Source organism: Parabacteroides sp. D25 (genome assembly GCF_000307475.1).
GTDB classification, from domain to species: Bacteria; Bacteroidota; Bacteroidia; order Bacteroidales; family Tannerellaceae; genus Parabacteroides; species Parabacteroides distasonis.
In genome coordinates this window covers 406,206-425,706 of the sequence record NZ_JH976502.1, presented here as the reverse complement: position 1 = coordinate 425,706, position 19,501 = coordinate 406,206, and the positions used below count along the sequence as shown (strand labels likewise).

The following is a 19,501-nucleotide window of genomic DNA, read 5'->3' as shown; positions in this document are numbered from 1 at the left end:
AATGCAAAAGATTGATATCTGATACTGTGATTTTTATTATTTACCCATATTACAATTACCTATTGTCCACTATTTTAATACTTACTAATGTACATACATACATTATATCATATGCTAAAAACGGCTATTCTAAACCAACGTTTAAATTCGTCGTAAATTTAAGGCTTTATTTTCAAATAGCGGTACACTTTCTTTGATTATTTTTCTTATAAACCAACTATTTAACGCAAGGAGATATATGGTGCGTTCCAAGTCCTAAAAACGCAAGATCCAAACGTTGGTTTAAACTAGTCGTTTTTATTTGATAACCATAACTATTACGCTGCGGAGCACCAACCAATGATGAGGGATATAGGGAAGAGAGATTGATCGCCACAGAGTAAAGGTCGTTAGGTCAAGGGGATAATTACTTGCTAGTACTAATTGTGAAAACAAGTTCACCAATACATAAATACTTATGAGTGTAAAATACAAATTAGTTCAACGTCCCGACTTCTCCAAAGGGGCTGCTAAAGACGCGAAGAAATATTTCGCACAAATGCTATCCAACGGAAACGTCAGCTTCGACGAACTCTGCGAGAGCATAGCCGAGGAGACCGCCTTGACGAGTGCCGACGTGAAAAGCTGTTTCGACCGTTTGCCGCGTATCTTGGCCCGTCACCTGAAAGAGGGCCGCAACGTCCAGCTGGGCGAGTTCGGCAGCATGCGTCTTGCGGTCGGCAGTAAGGGTAGCGTAACGGAAAAGGAATTCGCCGCCTCGGTCATGATGAAGAAGCCGAGTCTGGTCTATACTCCCGGCAAGATCCTACAAGACATGCGGGCGAAAGTGACCTACGAACGGATCAAGCCCGTCAACGACTCTAGTAGCGAAGGCGGCGACTCGGAGAGTCCGGATGAGATCTAAAGGGCGGCCCTCCGGCATCACCCGGTGATCCCTTCCAACACCACCGGGTGATCTCTCCGGACATCAGCCGGTGCTCTCTGTGGACATCAGCGGGTGATATCTCGAGACATCAGCGGGTGGTGTCGGAAAGGTCCTATACCATTCATTTTAATACATTATTAACACTTAAATTCATAAGCTTATGAGACACAAATTACTCTATTTGCTTGCGCTCGCTTTGACGGCGACAAGCAGTGGCTGGGGACAGGATGTGGACACATTGGTGTATTCATCCGGTGGTAAGCTCTGCAAAATGATTTTGCCGCAGACACCTTCAAACCCGGCTCTAGAAAGCATTCCTTCTTGCTTCGCAAACGGTAATCCGGTTCGTGTTTATTTGAATCAAGCCAGCGGTCGTATGATCGTGGAAACAATAGAGACCGATGGCGGGACTCCGGATACCTTGCAGTTTGAGCCCGGCAAGTTCGGTGTCTTTGGCGGTAGCCTAGGTAAAGCCGTGACTTCTGCTTCGATCACGTTGGAAAGCGGTAGTATCCGGTCTATATTTGGTGGTGGCATGTTTGTCGGCAATGCGGGTACAGGCAAAACGACCCAAGCTGTCACGGATAAATATAGCTATAAAAATAGTGACGGATCGTATTACACTCCCGTGAGCGCGGATGTAAGCGATGCTGTCAGTATTGAAATAAAGCCGGGTGCGGTTGTCAGCAACCTATTGTTGGGTGGTGGTCGTTATTACGCAAAGACCAATACCGTGAATATCAAGGCTGATCAAGCCACGATCATGGCAATCTATGCTGGAGGCTATGATCAAGGGCAGACAACTAATACGCTGACCACCGATGTTGACGCATCCGTCAATGGCGTAAAAAACGTAAATATGACCCTCTCGAAATGTACCATACCGGAAGGTCTTGGTACCGGCGGTGGACAGGGATATACACATACGGGTACGTCTGTTGTTACGGTTACCGATTCCGAGTTAGGTGCGATCTACGGAACCTTATCTAATGGTTATGCCGATGATATAACGGTTAACATGACAAATACCACATTTAAGAAACAATACAATGGCTCGGATATCCAGTACCGTGAGTTGGCTTCGATCAACCGCGGAGGAGTGAAGAACATCTCTTTCACTTTTGATGGCTGCTCGTTCGAGGAACCGGAGAGTATTGTAGCCGGTTTGGGTGCGGTTGACGGTTGGGCCGATTCGGATACCAATGGAAAGCCACAGCCAATCGTAAACGGGAATGTGTCTTACAAGTTCATTAATTCAAAGACCGAGACGCCGACTTTCTCCGTGGGGCGTGGCTTGGATAACGCGAATATAGAGCTGACCGGAGCGAAAGCCTCCTTGAGACATTTCGTGGATGGAAAGAAAATACCGGAAGGACTGTCTGAGTTCACTTTGTCTGCTGACAAGACGTGGACTTTCAATGACGGCTTAGTGATTGATACTGCCGTGACTTTCACGAATAACGGTACGCTTGTCTCGGCGATAACAGCGGTAAGACAGCCGAAAGGTACCTCTTATGACGTATACGCGAATGGAACGCCTATCGAGATTACCGCTTATTCAACCGATTCTGTTAAAATCACGAAACAAGGGAAAACCGCAGTAGCGTTTAAGGTTCCTTCTACCTCTAAGATATATGGTGGAGCTAAAGAGTCTACGGTTGCTTCCACATCTATTAATATGATCAGTGGAACGGTGAGAACAATGTTAGGCGGTGGAAATTCTACAAAGTCAGATACTCCCGCTGATGTTACCGGCAAGATCTCTATTCAAATCCAGAAAGATGCCACCGTTTCTTATTTGTTGGTAGGCGGTGGATATCGTTACTCGAAAGCGAATGAGGTATATATCGAGATTCAAGGGGGAACGGTGAGTCAGCTTTATCCCGGAGGTGATGATGGCGGTAAGACTACAAACACGATCGACACTCCGCTCGATCAATCCGTAAATGGTGTTAAAACAGTCACGATCAATATGAATGGTGGCGTGATAGCCGAGGGTATCGGTTGTGGTGGAGGAAACGGATATACGCATACCGGTGTCTCGACAGTCACGATACAGAACGCCACTATCGCCGCCTTCTATGGCACGTTATCGAATGGTCGTGCGGATGAGATTACGGCTACGGTCACAGGCTGTACGTTCCCGACTTCGATTAATGGTACGGCAATCAAAGATCGTGAATTCGCCACTATCAACAGAGGTGCGGTAGGAACAGCCTCTTTTAAATTCGATGGTTGTACGTTCCAAGAGCCGGAAAACATGAACGCTTCCTTGGGAGCGATCATGGGTTGGGCCGATTCCGATACGAATGGACGACCGGCACCTGCCGTAGACGGGACGGTCTCTTTTGAATTCATCAATTCGAAGAGCGCTACTCCTCTGATGGTGTTCAGCCGTGGCTTGCATCAAGCGAATATCAATTTGAGTGGTGCCAAAGCCTCGTTGGTAAGCTTCCGGGATGGAACAGCCGTTCCCGGTACCTTATCGGAGTTCGCTTTAGGTGAGGGTAAGACTTGGAATCTGGATGGAGGCCTTTCCATAGCCGAGGGCGTGACCTTCACAAAACAAGGCACCCTAAACGCTACCGCTCTCGACGCTAGCGACTTATTAGCCTTAGCCAGTGTCCATGCCGATGAGATCGCGTTGGTGGAGGGTACCTATGAGTTACCATCCCAGTTGACAATCACGAAACCGATGGTATTGAACGGCGCGGGAATGGACAAGACGGTCATTAAGGCGGGTACCGCTGATTGGGCGCATACGTATAATGCGGATCTGAACATGATCGCCATCGAGAACGCTACAGGTATCACCCCGGCAGAAGGGGGCGAGGTAGTGATCTCCAACCTGACCGCGAGCAACGCGAAACGGAACGGTTTGAACGTACAAACGTCCATGGCTGTCAAGCTGGATTTCGTTACGTTGAAAGATAATACGGCTGCAGGCTTAGTGGTTCACTCCAAGGTGGACGCTACCGATATGCACACGAGCGGTAATGCTTGGGGCGGTGTCAATATCGATAAAGGTACGCCCGAGTATTCTACGCTTTGCTTCACTTTTGACGCGAACTCTACTTTCGCCGAGAAAGCCCCGATCTATTCCGAGCTTTATGACCAAGAGAAGATCGTGGTCGTACCGGATGATTCATGGGAACGGTTGGTACAAATGTCCGCTGAATCTAAAGGCGTCGCTATGTGGCTGAAACGTCTGATCGTGACCGCCGGCCAAACCCTAACAGCCGATGTTACCTATGCCAATCGGAATGTCTACATCGAGAATACGGGTACGCTGAACGTGACCGCCCCGCTTGCCTTGGCTAAGGTGACGATGGAAGAAGGCGCACGCTTGGTTCCGACTTCGCCCGCGACTACGACAGACAAGATAACAGCTACTACCCTTCAACTGAACACACCCTTGAAGGACAGCGAGTGGAAAGCATTTGGTTTCCCAAGTACTTATAAAGTACAGAGCACGACAGAACCGGCAACAGAATACACCCAACCTACGGCGGATCCGAAAGCCAATACCGGCGCATGGTACGCTACCTTGAAGGGCACTTCCTCTCCGGAGTTTGAGTACAAGACAGACGAATTCGGACAGGCCGGTTTACTCTCCGCAACGACTGGTGAGTATGCGATCGTGTCCACCGCCGCAGATCCTATCGAGCTGAAAGCCGCTACCGAGCCGGACGCCCCGACTACGGCTACCTTCACGATCTTCGCCAATACGGGTACGGATGAGTTGACACTTACGAAGAACCAATACGTATATAAGCTGAATGCCGCAAGCAATGAGTTCGTTCAATGTACGGAAAAAACCTTAAAACCGTTCGAGAGCGTGATCTTTACGGATGCCTCAACGTATAGCACCCTTCGTTCCTTGCGCCTCGGCGACAATATCGTAACGGGCACGCAGGAAATTGAGCCGGTGGAAGGTTATTACGTGACTACCGATCGTGGCGCTATCATGATCCATACCGCCGAACCTGTACAGGTACTGATCGTGGAGATGAGCGGTCGTATCGCCTACAAGGGAATAGCCACGGACGGGCAACGCGTCATGGTTCCCGCCGGTATCTATGCCGTAAACGGTCAATTAGTAAGAGTTAAGTAACGATTAAAAACAGAATAACATGAGAAAACTAATATCAGCCGTGTTCCTCGCACTTATGGCGTTAATACAGGTACACGCACAGGATTCAGATTTACGCTCGGCACCGGATCTACCGACGTTCAAGGTGACGCTCAACTACAGCGCAAGTGAGGGCGGAACGATAACCAGCGACATCTCGAGTGGCGCAAAGGTGGCATACAACACCGCCCCCAAGTTTACGATCACGGCGAATGCCGGGTATGTGCTTGCGGATATAACCATGAATACGGCCACTATCGGCACGTTACCGACTGGCACATTTAATGGGGATAATACGACTACTTACACCTATACATCTCCCGCCTTGGCAAAAGCCACGGAGATAAAGGCGACATTCAAGGCAAAAGACCCTGTGACGGTCACGATGTCTCCCGCTTCCGCTACGCTGGATGAGGTGAAAGCGAAGGTGAACTTGCCGAAGCTGGCATTTACTCCCGAGGATGTAACCGGATATACAGTGAAGTATAAGAACGTGGCTACCGGAACAGAGACAACGGACTTACCCGTCACGGTAGGAAAGTACAACGTGCTCATAACCAAGGCAGAGACGGCCACGCAAGCCGCCATCGACAAGAAATTCGATTATGAGATACTGCCGGCCCATACGCTGACTTATACTTTCGAAGCGACGCAAGGAACCGTCGCGGCTACCATGAACGGGACGGCGGTGACTAGCGGAGGCGAGATCGCTTACGACAAGCCGGCCGTGTTGAAGATCACTGCCAAGTCCGGCTATGTGCTGGGCAAGCTTACCGTAGATAATCAAGTGGTAAATTTACCGGAGGGTACTTTCGATGCTACTACCAAGGTCACTACCTATGCGGCTTATACGACTGCCAACTTGAAAACTGCCATGTCTATCAACGTGGAGTTCACCGCAAAGAAGACCGTTTCCGTATCGGCCAGTCCGCTATCCGCCACGAGGGATGAGATCGCTGCCGATAAGAATTTGCCAACTGTTACTTTCACCCCGAGTATTTCCGGCCAGAAGTATCAGTTCAAGAATGCTTCCGGAACTCTTATGGATAAGCTCCCTGCCACTGACGGCGTATATACGATCGTCGCTACCAGTCCGGAGACCGCGGACTATGCGGCGTTGACCGACGAGAGCAACAAGTTCACGATCTCTCAAGCGAACAAATTAAGCTGGAGCGTAGAGGGGGAACAAGGTACGGTTACCGCCAAGATGGGCGACAAGGACGTGGCTAACGGCGGTGATATCGTGAATGGCAAAACCGCCGTATTGACGATTACCGCCAAGCCCGGCTACAAGTTGAGCGAGATAAAGATCGATGGGAAGCCCGCTAACTTGCCTACAGGTAAGTTCAATAGCACGGATAATACGATCTCCTATACCTACACGACCGGAGAACTGACCGCTTCAGCCACGATAAATGTCGTGTTCACGGAGAAGATGAAGGTGACCGCTAAGGTGACAGGTTCCTCGGCTACCAAGGACCAAGTGGTAGCGAAACAGAATCTGCCCGTAATCAAGTTTACCCCGGAAATGAACGGACAAGCCGTGACGTATCGTGCCGTCAATAGTAAGGAGACAAAGGATTTACCCGCCGAAGTAGGCGTTTATAAGATTGTCTTGATCAGTCCGGAGACGATGGAATACGCCGCCTTGACGGATTCCTCGAATACCTTCACGGTAACCGGTGCCAACGCCTTGGTTTATGCGGTGGGAGAACATGGTACGGTTACTGCCAAGATGGATGGTAAAGACGTGGTTAGTGGTGGCGATATCGCTTATGGCAAAGCCGCCGTCTTCTCGATCGTGTCGAACTCAAATTATAAGCTGGGGGCTATCAAGCAAGGCTCTTCGGATGTGGATATCTCCAAGATAGCGGGGACGTATGCCGACGGTAAGACCTCTTACACGTACACTACCTCCGAACTTACGGCGGGAGCCGGCTACACCTTCGTGTTCATCTCGAAAGACACCGTGAAGTTCGTGGCCAACAACCTGACCCAGATGGAAGGCTCTATCAAGCAAGTAACGGTAGCGAGCGATATCAAGGATATCGAGATCGAATATCAAGTGAATGGTACGAATTGGATCAAGGAATTGCCTTCCACACTGAAAGCCGGTTCCTACAAGGCCCGTTTTACCCGTCCGGAGGATTTGACATATCGCAGCCTCTCCGATACGGCAACATTGGTAGTGGAGAGCAAGAAAGAGGTAAGTATCTCGAAGTTACCCGACGCCGGATATATCGAGGAGGGCGAGCCGTTGTCTATAGCCGTATTACAAGGTGGCTCCGTCGAGGGTACCACTGGATCGTTCGTGTGGACGAACCCGAACGACACGGTTTCCTTGACGAAGACAAAATACAGTATCACGTTCATGCCGGATGATCCGATACTTTATCTCGCAAAAGATACATTTATTAATGTAAAGGTTACCCCTGTTTATACGATGAAGGTTACCGCCGCCAACTTCGGTACGGTCAAGTTGACCGGACGTTCCGCAAACGATCGCTACGCCGAGGGTTATGAGCTAGCAGCCGAGGCGATCGCCGACAAGAACTATACGTTCGCCGGCTGGAGCGATGGAAACACATCCGCCATTCGTACATTAACCGCGACGAAGGATCTGGAATTGGTAGCCCGCTTCGACTCTATCTTACACAAGGTAAATATTGGTACCCCGGCTAACGGCACGCTCGAGGTTTACGCCAACGGTGTAGAGGTGAAGGATGGCGAGGCACTCTTGCAAGGCACTTTATTGACCATCAACGCCACGCCAACTGACAAGAAGCATATGATGGTTAAGTCCGTGAAGGTGAACGGAGCCTTGGTGAACACCGGTTCCTATACCTTGGCCCAAGCCGCCACGATAGAGGCCTCCTTCGAGGAGAAACCGGCAGCTACCCACTTGGTGAACGTAAGCAATTCGGGACATGGTAGCGTGACCTTGCTGGATAATAAGAGCAAAGCCCCGATCACACCGGGTGCGGCTATCGCTGAAGGAGTGATAGTGAAAGTAATCTGCAAGGCCGATTATGGATATGCCTTGAACAGCGTAAACGTAGAAAACGCAGCCGATAGCTCTACGGACAATACATTTACGGTAGGTACAGCCGATGCCAATGTTAAGGTAAACTTTGGGTTGACTCAATTCAAGGTGACAGCCGCCGCTAATATCCCGACCGCAGGTTCCGTCTCTTTGACGAAGGTTGAAGACAACGCTACGGTCACCTCCGGTTCAGATGTAAACTATCAGACGAGACTAGTCGCCACGGTTACGACCAACAGCGGCTACCGCTTCAAGAGCATGACCGCGAACTCCTCCGAGATCAAGGACGGCGATACCTTGGTGGTATCCGGCCCGATGACGATTGCGGCGAACTATATCGGGAAGACTAAGCTGGAGATCAACACTGCCCAGCAGTCCTTGGTCTACAACAAGCAACCTCGTAGCTACGAAGTGAAGGTGAAAGGTGGACACGCCGCCAAGGGCTTTCAGGTAACTTACTCGAAGAATGGCGTAAGCTTAGGTGAGACTTTGCCTCAAGACGCAGGTACTTACACCGTAAACATCACCCGTCCGGAGGATGATCTTTACAAGGCCGTAAGCGAGACCGCTACCTTGGTGATCAATAAGGCAGGTATGGCACTGAAGAGTGTTCCTACGTTAAACGGCAATGATGTGACCGCTGAGTTGACACAAGATATCGCTGGTATAGCTTGGAATCCAAAATCTGTAAGCACTCTATCCAAACTTAGAGCTGCAGCTACAGGTACTCCTGACAACGACAAAGTGAACGTGATCCGTTTCACCCCGAAAGACGAGAACAACTATGAGCCGGTAGATTACTATATTGCAGTAGGTGATGTTGAGCCCGTAACGTTGACAACTAAGGATACCTATGTAACAAACGGCGGCTTAGAGGTAACAAGCACAGAGATAGCAAAAGGTACGAAACTTACGCTGAAAGCGATCGCTCCGGAAGGCCAACGGTTCGTTAAGTGGAAAGAAGACAATGACACGAATATCGAGCGTGAGGTTACCATGAATGCTGACGCTACATATACTCCGGTATTCGAGGCCCTAAAGACACTCTCCATTAAGAACCGTTTGATTGAAAAGTCTTACGATGGTGCGATCCAAGTAGTCTCATTGTCTGAATTGTTCAACGAGACCGGTCTTCCGGAGAATGAGATCGTATTGAAATATGCGAATGTTGACGGATCTTCCGCCACTCCGATGAACGCAGGAACTTATATGGTCAATGTAAGCTTCGCCGGTAACGATGAGTGGAAAGAGTTCTATGACGTGAATATTAAATTGGTGATCAAGCCTGCTACGATCAACTCATTCACCACCCTTACCGCTTCCGAGCTGACCGAGGGACAACCTTTGAGCGCGTCCATCCTTTCCGGTGGCGTGGCTTCAACAGCTTCAACAAACGGTACGACCGTAGCCGGTATCTTCGAATGGGCAGAGCCTAACAAGATCCCGGGCGTAGGTGACGATCAATCCTACAAGGTGGAGTTCACCTCTTACGATCCGAACTATTCGAACAACGAGACAAACGCCAAGGTAACAGTGAAGAGCACCGGCGCCTCTGTCATCACCTTCGAGCAACCCGAGAACGGAACGCTGAAAGTCTACACCGTAGACGAGAGCGGCGAGCAGACCGAGATCAACAGCGGCACCGCCGTTGCCCCGGGCAGCAAGCTGATCGTGGAGGTTGAACCGGCTAAGGGCTATGAACTGGAGAATTTGCAGATCGGTGAAAAGTCATACACGAGCAACTCCGCACAGATCGATAACGTGGAAGGCTCCTTGGCAATCATCGCCACGATGAAGGAATCCACCCCGGATACTCCGGTCGTACCCGACGTACGTGTAACAGGCGTGAAACTGAATGTTACCTCCAAGAGCATCGCCGTAGGCGAGTCTTTCGTTTTGAAAGCCACGGTATCGCCGAGTAACGCCACAATGCAGTCCGTCTCTTGGAGCAGTAGCGACGAGACAGTCGCCACGGTCGATGCCGACGGAATCGTCACCGCCTTGAAGGTGGGTTCTTGCAAGATCACGGTCGCTACCGACGACGGTAACAAGACCGCCACCTGCGACGTAAGCGTATCCACCACGGTAAGCATCGAACAGATCGCCGAGGGCATACGTGTCTATGGTATCCACGGGGCTGTCATGGTAGAACCGACCGCACCGGTTTCCATCCGTATCTTCGCGGTGACCGGTAATTGCCTCTACAGCGGCAATGTCAGCGATATCACCCGCATACCCGCCCCGGCAGGCATCTACCTAATCGAGCTGTCCGCCAATGGCCGTCATGCCGCGACGAAGGTAAGTGTACGATAAACAAACGAGGATGATGTATAAGCAGGGTGTGCGTCAAAAATCCCATACAGGGATCAGACGCACACCCTCTTTCATTATTTATAGCGACGTATATTGGGTATATCCATATTTTTACTACTTTTGAGGCGATAATAAAACTAAACGACTATGCTATTTAGATTTCTAATCCTATCAGATGAAGCAGATGACTTCAAGCGCGAGATCAAGATTGATTCCGAGTCTACTTTCTTGGATTTGCAAAACGCCATCCTCGACTCTGTAGGTTATACAAAGGATCAAATGACCTCTTTCTTCATATGTGACGATGACTGGAGTAAAAAGACAGAGATCACATTAGTGGAGATGGATACCTCTTCCGAGGAAGACAGCTATGTCATGGCCGATACTCAACTGGAAGAATTGTTGGAAGACGAGCACCAAAAACTACTTTTCGTTTTCGATTATATGACCGAACGTGCCTTCTTCATGGAACTTCGTGAGATCGTTCCGGGAAAAGACTTGGATGCTCCTATTTGCAGCAAATCGGTAGGTACGCCTCCCGCCCAAATAGTTTCTTTCGATGAGTTCGAGGCTAAGAACGGCAGTACGGACGTAGGAGAAGATTTTTACGGGGATTCCGAATACGATATGGACGAATTAGACAAAAGCGGCTTCGACGGTTTAGGCGAAGGCCCGATGGATAATCCTTACGACGACGAGCGCTTTTGATGAATTCCCTCGTTATATTACTTGGGCCGACAGGAGTCGGAAAGACCGAGTTAAGCCTCCAAGTGGCGGAACGTTTCGGCTCTCCGATTATCTCTTCCGACTCTCGTCAGCTCTATAAAGACCTTCCGATCGGCACGGCTGCCCCTACACCGGAACAAATGGCTCGTGTCAAGCATTATATGGTAGGCACTCTCTCGCTTACCGATTATTACAGCGCCAGCAACTTCGAGGAAGACGTGGTCTCCCTCCTATCCGAATTACATAAAACGATCCCGACCGTCGTAATGACCGGAGGCTCTATGATGTATATCGATGCCGTATGTAAAGGTATTGACGATATCCCGACGGTTACACCGGAGATCCGGGATGCCCTATACATGCAATTTGAAACCGAGGGACTAGCCCCTATCCTCGCTGAATTAAAAGAAGCAGACCCTGTCCATTATGAGGAAGTGGACAGGGATAATTATAAACGAGTGATCCATGCCGTAGAGATTTGCCGGATGACAGGCAAGCCTTACTCCTCCTTCCGCACGAACATTAAGAAAGAGCGTCCGTTCCGGATCATCAAAGTAGGGCTTAATAGAGATCGCGACGAATTATGCGACCGCATCAACCAACGTGTAGATCAAATGATGAGCGAAGGATTATTGGAAGAGGCTCGCCGGGCTTATCCCTTCCGTCATTTGAATTCCTTGAACACGGTAGGTTATAAAGAATTATTCAATTACTTCAGCGGAGAATGGACATTAGACCTCGCCGTGGAGAAAATCAAACGAAACTCCCGGGTCTACGCCCGGAAGCAAATGACTTGGTTTAAACGGGACCCAGAAATAACATGGTTCCATCCGGATGAGACCGAAGCTATATTTACACATCTGAGCCAACAGATCATGTAGCGTTTTAACAATGCCCATTATAAGGTGTTTACAATGGGCATTATAAACATGCTTGAATAGGCATTGTAAGCATCTTACAATAGGCATCAAGGTATTCCGCTGATTATCAAAGCCAAACGCAACGACTTTATTTCTTGAAAACCAGATAAACCGCCGCTACCAAGAATACGAAAGCAAGCGCATGGTTCCATTTAAACGACTCCCCCTTAAAAGCGATGGTACTGAAGGCCACGAATACCACCAACGTAATCACCTCTTGGATCACTTTCAATTGAATCAAGTTGAACGGCCCCCCGTTATCCCGGAAACCGATGCGATTCGCCGGTACTTGGAAACAATACTCAAAAAAAGCGAGAAACCAACTAAACAGGATTACGCCAAACAAAGGAAGATGCTCGAACCAGCTAAACTGTTGCTTCATCTTCAAATGACCATACCAAGCGCATGTCATAAAAATATTAGACACGATCAACAATAAAATCGTATAAACACTTTGCATATTATCTTATTTTTCGAGGTAAATAATCTTCTTGTATATTCGTCATGCTCCCCCAAAGACTGTAACGAGCCTCCGGATTGATCGCTTCCAGACTTCTCAGCAGCTCTTTCATATCCGAACGACTGGAACCCGACTCATAAGGACAGTTCTTCAATTGTTTCCGGTACCCTTTCCATGCGGCGACCTGAATCAACTCCCTCTCTTCCACCAGACACATCGGACGGATAATCTCCATATCAAACTTATCCATTCTCAACCGGGGAGGCATTGTCCCGAAAGCCCCTTGGTGGGTCAGGTTCATCAACAGCGTCTCAAGGATATCATCTTGATGATGGCCTAAAGCGATCTTATTGCATTTATGAGCCTTAGCGATCTCAAACAAAGCTTTCCGGCGAGTCCAAGAGCATAAAAAGCAGGGGGATTTGCGAGTGTCCGTAGAAGGATCGAAACTTGTCTCATGGACAATGAAAGGCAAATCATGCTCCTCTGCGCAACTTCTAAGATATTCCCGATCCGAACAATAAGGGATATTCGTCATCACGATATGTGCTACCACGACCTCAAACCGAGGACAATAGATTTTCGACCTGCGCCCCAGTAAATCCACCAAGGCCAAGGAATCTTTTCCTCCGGACAACCCGACCAAGATCCGGTCGCCATCATTGATCAAGCCATAGTCGAAAATCGCTCTCTTTATCTTATCCTCTATCTTGCGAAACAAACGTTCGTCCTCTGTCAATTTTGCCATATACTTCCTTTACGGGCGCAAAATTATATATTTATCTTTTCGATTTGTATGCCTCTACAAAAATATTCTTATCTTTGAAACTGCATAACTATATATAATCTAGAATAGACAAAATGAAACGGTTATCCAAAAAGCTGCTTTATACGCTAGGAGTTACACTCATATGCGGAGGAATGCAACTACATGCGCAAAGTCTTGATCAGGCAAAAAAATTATATAACGACGGGAAATACGCAGAAGCCAAACCTGTGTTCGAGAAACTAGTGAAACAAGCGCCAAGCAATGCCTCTTATAATCAATGGTATGGTGTTTGCTGTTTCGAGACCGGAGATTTAGCAGGAGCGGAGAAACATCTTAAGGTCGCCGTAAAGCGTAGGGTACAAGACGCTTATCGATACCTTGGAGAAGTATACTACCAGACCTATCGTTTTAACGAAGCCGAGGAGATGTTCGACGAATACATCACCCTCCTAACAAAAAAGAAACAAGATGTGGAACCTTACCAGATCCGTATGGACTTGGCGAACAAAGCAAGCCGTATGCTTGATAAGGTAGAGAATGTCCAGATTATCGATAGCTTGGTCGTTGATAAAGATGATTTCTTATCAGCCTATACCTTAAGCGAGGAAAGCGGTACGTTGACCACTTACCAAGATTTCTTCCAGACTAACGACCCGGGCAACTCGTCGGTATACATGAACCAGAAGGGGGATAAGATTTATTACGCCCACTCGACAGACGGTAACCACAATTGTCTTTTTACCCAATCCAAGCTCATGGATCAATGGGGAGACGAGAAACAGTTACCAATGAATATCAATAGTGACGCCGACGATGGGTATCCATTCGTGCTATCCGATGGCGTAACGATTTATTACGCATCCAAAGGGAACGGCTCTCTGGGCGGATATGATTTATTCGTCACTCGTTACAACATCAATTCCGATACTTATCTTACACCGGAGCAATTGGGCATGCCCTATAACTCCCCGTTTAACGATTACATGATGGTGATCGACGAAGCTAAGCAATTGGGATGGTTCGTTTCCGACCGCTATCAACCGGAAGGAAAAGTTTGTGTATACCTATTCATTCCGAATGACAACCGCGAGCGAGTAGATAGCGAGGATATCGAACTAAAACGTGCCCGGGCCTCTATTGCCTCGATCAAGGATTCATGGAAACCCGGATCGAATTACGAAGAGCTTATTCATTTAGCTCATACCGAGATTCCTTACGGACGTATAGAGATAAAGAAAGATTTCACGTTCCCGATCCATAATGATATCGTTTATTACACCTTGGACGATATCCAAAGTCCGGAAGCGAAGAACTACTACGAGAAAGTAGTTTCCATCCATAAACAGATCAAGGAGTTAAATGAGAAACTAGAGAGCTTACGAGCCAGCTACATCAAAGGGAACAAGGCGAAGCGAGAACAACTGAAGCCTACGATTCTTGATGCGGAAGAAAAATTAAACAACCTGCTCGGCCAACCGGACGAATGGGAGAAAAAGGCACGTAACGCAGAGATCGTATACCTAAGAAACAACCATAAATAAGAAGAACTATGCTACTGGACATAGCCATCATCGTCTTCCTCATGGTAGCGGCCATCCTACTGATACTGGCGGAGATATTCCTTCTTCCGGGAATAACACTTGCGGGTATAGGCGGGGCTATTTTCGCTATCGGCGGAGTCGTTTTCGCTTATACGGTAGGTATATGGGTAGGGCATCTGACTTTATCCTTATCAATCATTACATTCGGAATAATCTTCGCTTGGTTATTGCGTTCCCGGTCTTTTAACAAGATCGCTTTAAAGACAGATATCGATTCCAAGCTGACATCCAGCAGGGATCTCGGAATAGAACCCGGAGACGAGGGGATCACGCTCTCACGCTTAGCCCCTATCGGCAAGGCCCGGATTAAAGGTATTAACGTGGAAGCGAAATCTCAAGACGAATTAATCGATGAGAACACGCCGATCGTAGTGATCAGGGTAGACAGTTACAACGTAATTGTCCGTCCTAAAGAAGAAACAAATATTCACGCTTAATTTTTTATATATGGAAATAACCTTTTTGCCACTTATCCTATTGGGGGCCGCAGTACTTCTGCTGGCAATCTTTTTCTATTATGTGCCGTTCCTGTTATGGATCTCGGCCAAAGTATCAGGAGTCAATATCTCCTTGATCCAGTTATTCTTGATGCGTATCCGAAAAGTTCCTCCCTACATCATCACTCGTGCGATGATCGAAGCGCATAAGGCAGGAATAAAGACGCTTACACGCGACGAGCTGGAAGCGCACTATTTAGCGGGTGGACATGTCGAGAAAGTAGTGCATGCGCTGGTTTCCGCTTCAAAAGCGAATATCGACCTTCCTTTCCAGATGGCTACCGCTATCGACTTGGCCGGACGTGACGTATTCGAGGCTGTACAAATGTCGGTAAATCCGAAAGTGATCGATACCCCTCCGGTAACAGCGGTTGCGAAAGACGGAATCCAGTTAATCGCCAAGGCACGTGTCACCGTTCGTGCGAATATCAAGCAATTAGTGGGTGGTGCAGGAGAAGAGACGATCTTAGCCCGTGTAGGTGAAGGTATCGTATCTTCCATTGGTTCATCCGAAAGCCATAAGACTGTATTGGAAAATCCGGATTCCATCTCAAAATTAGTGCTTCGCAAAGGGCTTGACGCCGGAACAGCTTTCGAAATCCTTTCCATCGATATCGCCGATATCGATATAGGTAAGAACATCGGCGCTTTCTTGCAAATGGACCAAGCTCAAGCGGATAAGAATATCGCTCAGGCGAAAGCCGAGGAACGTCGTGCGATGGCTGTCGCCCTCGAGCAAGAGATGAAGGCGAAAGCTCAAGAAGCCCGTGCCAAGGTGATCGAGGCAGAAGCGGAAGTTCCCAAGGCAATGGCAGACGCTTTCCGCACAGGAAACCTAGGCGTAATGGACTATTACAAGATGAAGAACATCGAGGCGGACACTTCTATGCGTGAAGCGATAGCTAAACCGACCGGTGCTCCATCAAAACCATTAAAGGACTAAAATAGTTATATAAATAGAACTATCTCCAAGGGCAGGGTTCATACCTTGCCCTTTCATGATTATAATATAAACTTAATTATCTGATTGAATATGAGAACAATCCCCGCTTCAGAATTAGCGATCCATTCAGATGGCAGTGTTTTCCATCTGCATTTAAAACCGGAGCAACTTGCGGATCGTGTGGTACTTGTTGGTGATCCCGCACGGGTTACAACCGTCGCTTCCTATTTTGATTCTCAGGAATGTGAGGTTTCCAGCCGGGAGTTTCATACCATCACGGGCCAGTACAAGGGAAAACGTATCACGGTTGTATCCCATGGCATCGGCACAGATAATATCGATATCGTATTAAATGAGCTAGACGCTCTCGCTAATATAGACTTCTCAACCCGTACGATCAAGCCGGAATTCAAGCAACTTTCCCTGGTTCGTATCGGGACTTCCGGAGGGTTACAGCCATTTGTCCCGATCGGGACTTATGTGGCAGCGGAGAAATCGATCGGATTCGACGGGGTCATTTATTTCTACGCAAATAGTAATACCGTTCGTGACGCGGACTTGGAGTCTGAATTAATAAAGCAGCTTGATTGGCGGCTTAGCGGCATATGGCCTTATGTCGTATCGGCAGATCCATCGTTGATCGAGCAAATCACCCGTAATGATATTATCCGGGGAACGACTATCGCAGCCAATGGCTTCTACGGGCCGCAAGGACGTGAGCTCCGATTGCCCTTGACCGATCCGGAATTGAACCGGAAAATAGAGGCTTTCGATTACAACGGGCGAAAGATTACGAACTTCGAGATGGAGAGCTCCTCTTTAGCAGGTCTGGCCGCCCTTATGGGACACCGGGCAATGACCGTATGCTGTATTATCGCCGGACGTGTGGATAATCATATGAATACGGATTATAAAGGTTCTTTGGAGAAACTGATTGAAACTGTATTAGACCGTATATAATAATATCAAGACTATGAAGTGGGATCATTCGCTAATCAATACGTTGGAATGGGGGAATCAGATCTCCCATAAGGAAGATAAAATAAAAATACCGAGAATGGCAATATGATCCTAGACATATGGATGGACTATATCCCTGAAAATACAGAATCCACTCTCAAGTCGATTACGGGCGTACTCGAGAGTGGACTCTTTATGAACTATAAGGTAGAAGTATTAGGGCTTACTTCATGAATCCTTGTTGTTTCAATACCTTCAAGAGCACCTCGGAGAAATGTTCACTATTTTTCTTCGTATAGCGTACGTCCGTAAAGACCTGCGCCAGTGTTTCCTTATTATTCTCCCTTACAAACTGCTTATTCACCTCTAATGCCTCTTTCTCTCTATACAAGGCATCGATGGAAGCCGGAGTAAAGTCCGTATAAGTCTCGTTTTGTACCACAGCCGCCAATGGTAAACGTTCTACTTGAGCGGGTATAGGCTCTGCCGGATAACCCACCGTAACCGTAACGATCGGGACAACCAGACGGGGAAGAGAAAGCGCCTCAATGATCTGGTCCGCATTATAAGCCGTCGTACCCAGATAGCAAATGCCTAAGCCTTTTTCCTCAGCGGCATTACAGAAACTCTGGGCGAACAACATCGCATCTATCGTCGAAGCGATAAACGTTTGCAAATTGTCGAATCCGGCCTCCGCTTTCCTGCACTCCGCCCATTTAACAAAACGGTTCGCGTCCGCACAAAAAGTAAGTACGACAGGCGCCCCCGTAATCATCGGCTGGTTAAAATGAGCCGGAGCCAGTTTCTCCTTGTTCGCAGGGTCGCGGGTAACCACGACACTATACAATTGCATATTTCCTGTATTCGAGGCACGAGTAGCCACTTCCAATAATTCATTCAGCAAAGACTCCGGGATATCCTGATCCGTATATTTACGGATACTTCTTCTATTCTTCATGCATTCTAACATAGCAATCCTATTTTTAAATTCTCAATAACTAAATCCTAATATCCATGCCGGCATACGGTTAAACACGCTTTTCGGTAACCCGTAGATAGCCGCATAAGCGTCGGGTACGAAGCGGAGACGATCATATCCCCTTAAGGGATCACCTACGGCGAAGATATATTTACCGCCAATCAAGAAATCCCCGTTCGCCATGAATTCCACGTTCGCCACGGAACGCATCTGGCTTAAGAAATAGGTTTCACACATCAATTGCCGATTCTCCTTATCTCCGAAAAAAGAGATCAGCAAGTTGGTATCCCCCATAAAGACTTTCTGCTTGGCCGGAGTGGTTCCCAGTTGGTCTGCCGAGTAATAAATAAGCCTCATATCATGGAAGAAACGCAACAGGCTATCGCTTTGCTGACGAAGCATATTTATCTTACGGGTTACATCAATCGATTTCGGACGTAAAGGAGCCGACTCAGCCACCATCATAAAATATTTTTGAGCTCGTTCCAGATTACTCATCGAAATAGAAACCACCGAAGGCAAATCCCGGCAAATCTCTTTTCTCACTAATTCTTGCAGACGGAAATAATACATATCCGGGTCTTGCCAATAAAAAGGATAACATCCATGTTCCAGATAGTTCCGGTAAATCGGCACAATATTCATCTCCGCATTGATCTCCTTCACCAAATCATGATGGTTCGCTAAGATATCCTCCAACGGAATGGGATCTTTATCCAGAATGCTTTCGTAAGAAAGGAATTCACGGAACGACATCGGATGCATGGTATAAAAAGCAGCCTCATGCCTTAACCCGTTCCGCACCTCTGTCTGCGAGTACAAAGAAGTGGTAGCGAAAACAATCTTTAAGGCGGGGTTGGCATCCAATAAAGTTGAGACCTCTTCCATCCAGCCCGAATAGAAATGGATCTCATCCAAAAACAAATAATGCCCCCCGGCTTGCAGGAACTCCTTAACCGCATCGGTCAATGAATGTGTCTCAAACCAGAAATCATCCAGATTCACATACAGGGCTTCCCGTGAATCTTCAAATTTCAACTTAATATGCTGTAACAACAAGGTAGTCTTACCAACCCCTCGAGAGCCGAAGATGCCGATTAACCGATCCTCCCACTCTATCCGTGCATGCAAATAACGCAGGAATGTACAATTTATTCCTTTCAACAATAGCTGATGATTCCGCTGAAGCAAGTCCATATACAAATCTGTTTTACGCGAATATAAAAAATGTTC

At 47.8% G+C, this 19,501-nt stretch carries 13 protein-coding genes and 1 pseudogene; 10 read left to right on the top strand and 4 right to left on the bottom strand.

Annotation, left to right across the window (positions count from 1 at the left end; translation table 11 throughout):
* Positions 1–457 precede the first annotated feature (457 nt).
* From HMPREF0999_RS08685 to miaA, 5 genes are all read left to right on the top strand, one after another.
* Positions 458–904: an HU family DNA-binding protein gene (locus HMPREF0999_RS08685; protein WP_009275732.1), complete on the top strand. Its 447-nt coding sequence runs from the start codon at positions 458–460 to the stop codon at positions 902–904.
* Positions 905–1,085: 181 nt separating this feature from the next.
* Positions 1,086–5,039, top strand: coding sequence for a hypothetical protein (locus HMPREF0999_RS08680; RefSeq protein ID WP_009275731.1), 3,954 nt, complete (start codon positions 1,086–1,088; stop codon positions 5,037–5,039).
* Between the two features lie 19 nt (positions 5,040–5,058).
* Positions 5,059–10,413 (top strand): Ig domain-containing protein, encoded by a 5,355-nt coding sequence (locus HMPREF0999_RS08675; protein ID WP_009275730.1) that lies wholly within the window; start codon positions 5,059–5,061, stop codon positions 10,411–10,413.
* Positions 10,414–10,560: 147 nt separating this feature from the next.
* Entirely contained in the window at positions 10,561–11,121 is a 561-nt protein-coding gene (locus HMPREF0999_RS08670; RefSeq protein ID WP_005854369.1) for an IS1096 element passenger TnpR family protein, read from the top strand.
* Positions 11,121–12,020 (top strand): tRNA (adenosine(37)-N6)-dimethylallyltransferase MiaA, encoded by a 900-nt coding sequence (gene miaA / locus HMPREF0999_RS08665; RefSeq protein WP_009275729.1) that lies wholly within the window; start codon positions 11,121–11,123, stop codon positions 12,018–12,020. Before HMPREF0999_RS08670 ends, miaA begins: the two co-directional genes overlap by 1 nt.
* A 127-nt stretch (positions 12,021–12,147) precedes the next feature.
* On the opposite strand, the gene HMPREF0999_RS08660 is transcribed toward miaA, so the two are convergent.
* Together HMPREF0999_RS08660 and HMPREF0999_RS08655 are read right to left on the bottom strand one after the other, a co-directional pair.
* Positions 12,148–12,519 (bottom strand): DMT family protein, encoded by a 372-nt coding sequence (locus HMPREF0999_RS08660; protein ID WP_005854365.1) that lies wholly within the window; start codon positions 12,517–12,519, stop codon positions 12,148–12,150.
* Position 12,520: 1 nt separating this feature from the next.
* Positions 12,521–13,267: a tRNA 2-thiocytidine biosynthesis TtcA family protein gene (locus HMPREF0999_RS08655; protein ID WP_005854364.1), complete on the bottom strand. Its 747-nt coding sequence runs from the start codon at positions 13,265–13,267 to the stop codon at positions 12,521–12,523.
* Positions 13,268–13,380: 113 nt separating this feature from the next.
* On the opposite strand from HMPREF0999_RS08655, the gene HMPREF0999_RS08650 reads away from it, so the two are divergent.
* The 5 genes and pseudogenes from HMPREF0999_RS08650 to HMPREF0999_RS21845 all read left to right on the top strand — a co-directional run.
* Positions 13,381–14,829, top strand: a complete 1,449-nt coding sequence (locus HMPREF0999_RS08650; RefSeq protein ID WP_005854363.1) for a tetratricopeptide repeat protein — start codon at positions 13,381–13,383, stop codon at positions 14,827–14,829.
* Positions 14,830–14,837: 8 nt separating this feature from the next.
* The gene (locus tag HMPREF0999_RS08645) at positions 14,838–15,326 is read left to right on the top strand and encodes an NfeD family protein (protein ID WP_009275728.1); all 489 of its coding nucleotides are present in this window, start codon (positions 14,838–14,840) and stop codon (positions 15,324–15,326) included.
* A gap of 10 nt (positions 15,327–15,336) precedes the next feature.
* The gene (gene floA / locus HMPREF0999_RS08640; protein WP_008780036.1) at positions 15,337–16,329 is read left to right on the top strand and encodes a flotillin-like protein FloA; all 993 of its coding nucleotides are present in this window, start codon (positions 15,337–15,339) and stop codon (positions 16,327–16,329) included.
* A gap of 90 nt (positions 16,330–16,419) precedes the next feature.
* On the top strand, positions 16,420–17,289 hold the full coding sequence (locus HMPREF0999_RS08635; protein ID WP_009275727.1) for a nucleoside phosphorylase: 870 nt from the start codon (positions 16,420–16,422) through the stop codon (positions 17,287–17,289).
* 90 nt (positions 17,290–17,379) lie between these two features.
* Positions 17,380–17,523 (top strand): annotated as a pseudogene (locus HMPREF0999_RS21845) (ribose-5-phosphate isomerase A); the annotation flags it as partial.
* Here the strand turns inward: HMPREF0999_RS21845 and HMPREF0999_RS08630 are convergent.
* Both HMPREF0999_RS08630 and HMPREF0999_RS08625 read right to left on the bottom strand, forming a co-directional pair.
* Entirely contained in the window at positions 17,513–18,259 is a 747-nt protein-coding gene (locus tag HMPREF0999_RS08630) for a nitroreductase family protein (RefSeq protein WP_009275724.1), read from the bottom strand. The pseudogene HMPREF0999_RS21845 and the gene HMPREF0999_RS08630 sit on opposite strands and share 11 nt — an antisense overlap.
* A 21-nt stretch (positions 18,260–18,280) precedes the next feature.
* Positions 18,281–19,465: an ATP-binding protein gene (locus HMPREF0999_RS08625; protein ID WP_009275723.1), complete on the bottom strand. Its 1,185-nt coding sequence runs from the start codon at positions 19,463–19,465 to the stop codon at positions 18,281–18,283.
* Positions 19,466–19,501: the final 36 nt, after the last annotated feature.

What these genes read in the sequence shown, in the direction of transcription:
- HMPREF0999_RS08645 (WP_009275728.1), top strand. Translation starts at nt 14,838, where the DNA reads ATGCTACTGGACATAGCCATCATCGTCTTCCTCATGGTAGCGGCCATC.
- floA (WP_008780036.1), top strand. Translation starts at nt 15,337, where the DNA reads ATGGAAATAACCTTTTTGCCACTTATCCTATTGGGGGCCGCAGTACTT.
- HMPREF0999_RS08680 (WP_009275731.1), top strand. Translation starts at nt 1,086, where the DNA reads ATGAGACACAAATTACTCTATTTGCTTGCGCTCGCTTTGACGGCGACA.
- HMPREF0999_RS08635 (WP_009275727.1), top strand. Translation starts at nt 16,420, where the DNA reads ATGAGAACAATCCCCGCTTCAGAATTAGCGATCCATTCAGATGGCAGT.
- HMPREF0999_RS08625 (WP_009275723.1), bottom strand. Translation starts at nt 19,465, where the DNA reads ATGGACTTGCTTCAGCGGAATCATCAGCTATTGTTGAAAGGAATAAAT.
- HMPREF0999_RS08630 (WP_009275724.1), bottom strand. Translation starts at nt 18,259, where the DNA reads ATGTTAGAATGCATGAAGAATAGAAGAAGTATCCGTAAATATACGGAT.
- HMPREF0999_RS08655 (WP_005854364.1), bottom strand. Translation starts at nt 13,267, where the DNA reads ATGGCAAAATTGACAGAGGACGAACGTTTGTTTCGCAAGATAGAGGAT.
- HMPREF0999_RS08685 (WP_009275732.1), top strand. Translation starts at nt 458, where the DNA reads ATGAGTGTAAAATACAAATTAGTTCAACGTCCCGACTTCTCCAAAGGG.
- HMPREF0999_RS08650 (WP_005854363.1), top strand. Translation starts at nt 13,381, where the DNA reads ATGAAACGGTTATCCAAAAAGCTGCTTTATACGCTAGGAGTTACACTC.
- HMPREF0999_RS08660 (WP_005854365.1), bottom strand. Translation starts at nt 12,519, where the DNA reads ATGCAAAGTGTTTATACGATTTTATTGTTGATCGTGTCTAATATTTTT.
- HMPREF0999_RS08670 (WP_005854369.1), top strand. Translation starts at nt 10,561, where the DNA reads ATGCTATTTAGATTTCTAATCCTATCAGATGAAGCAGATGACTTCAAG.
- miaA (WP_009275729.1), top strand. Translation starts at nt 11,121, where the DNA reads ATGAATTCCCTCGTTATATTACTTGGGCCGACAGGAGTCGGAAAGACC.
- HMPREF0999_RS08675 (WP_009275730.1), top strand. Translation starts at nt 5,059, where the DNA reads ATGAGAAAACTAATATCAGCCGTGTTCCTCGCACTTATGGCGTTAATA.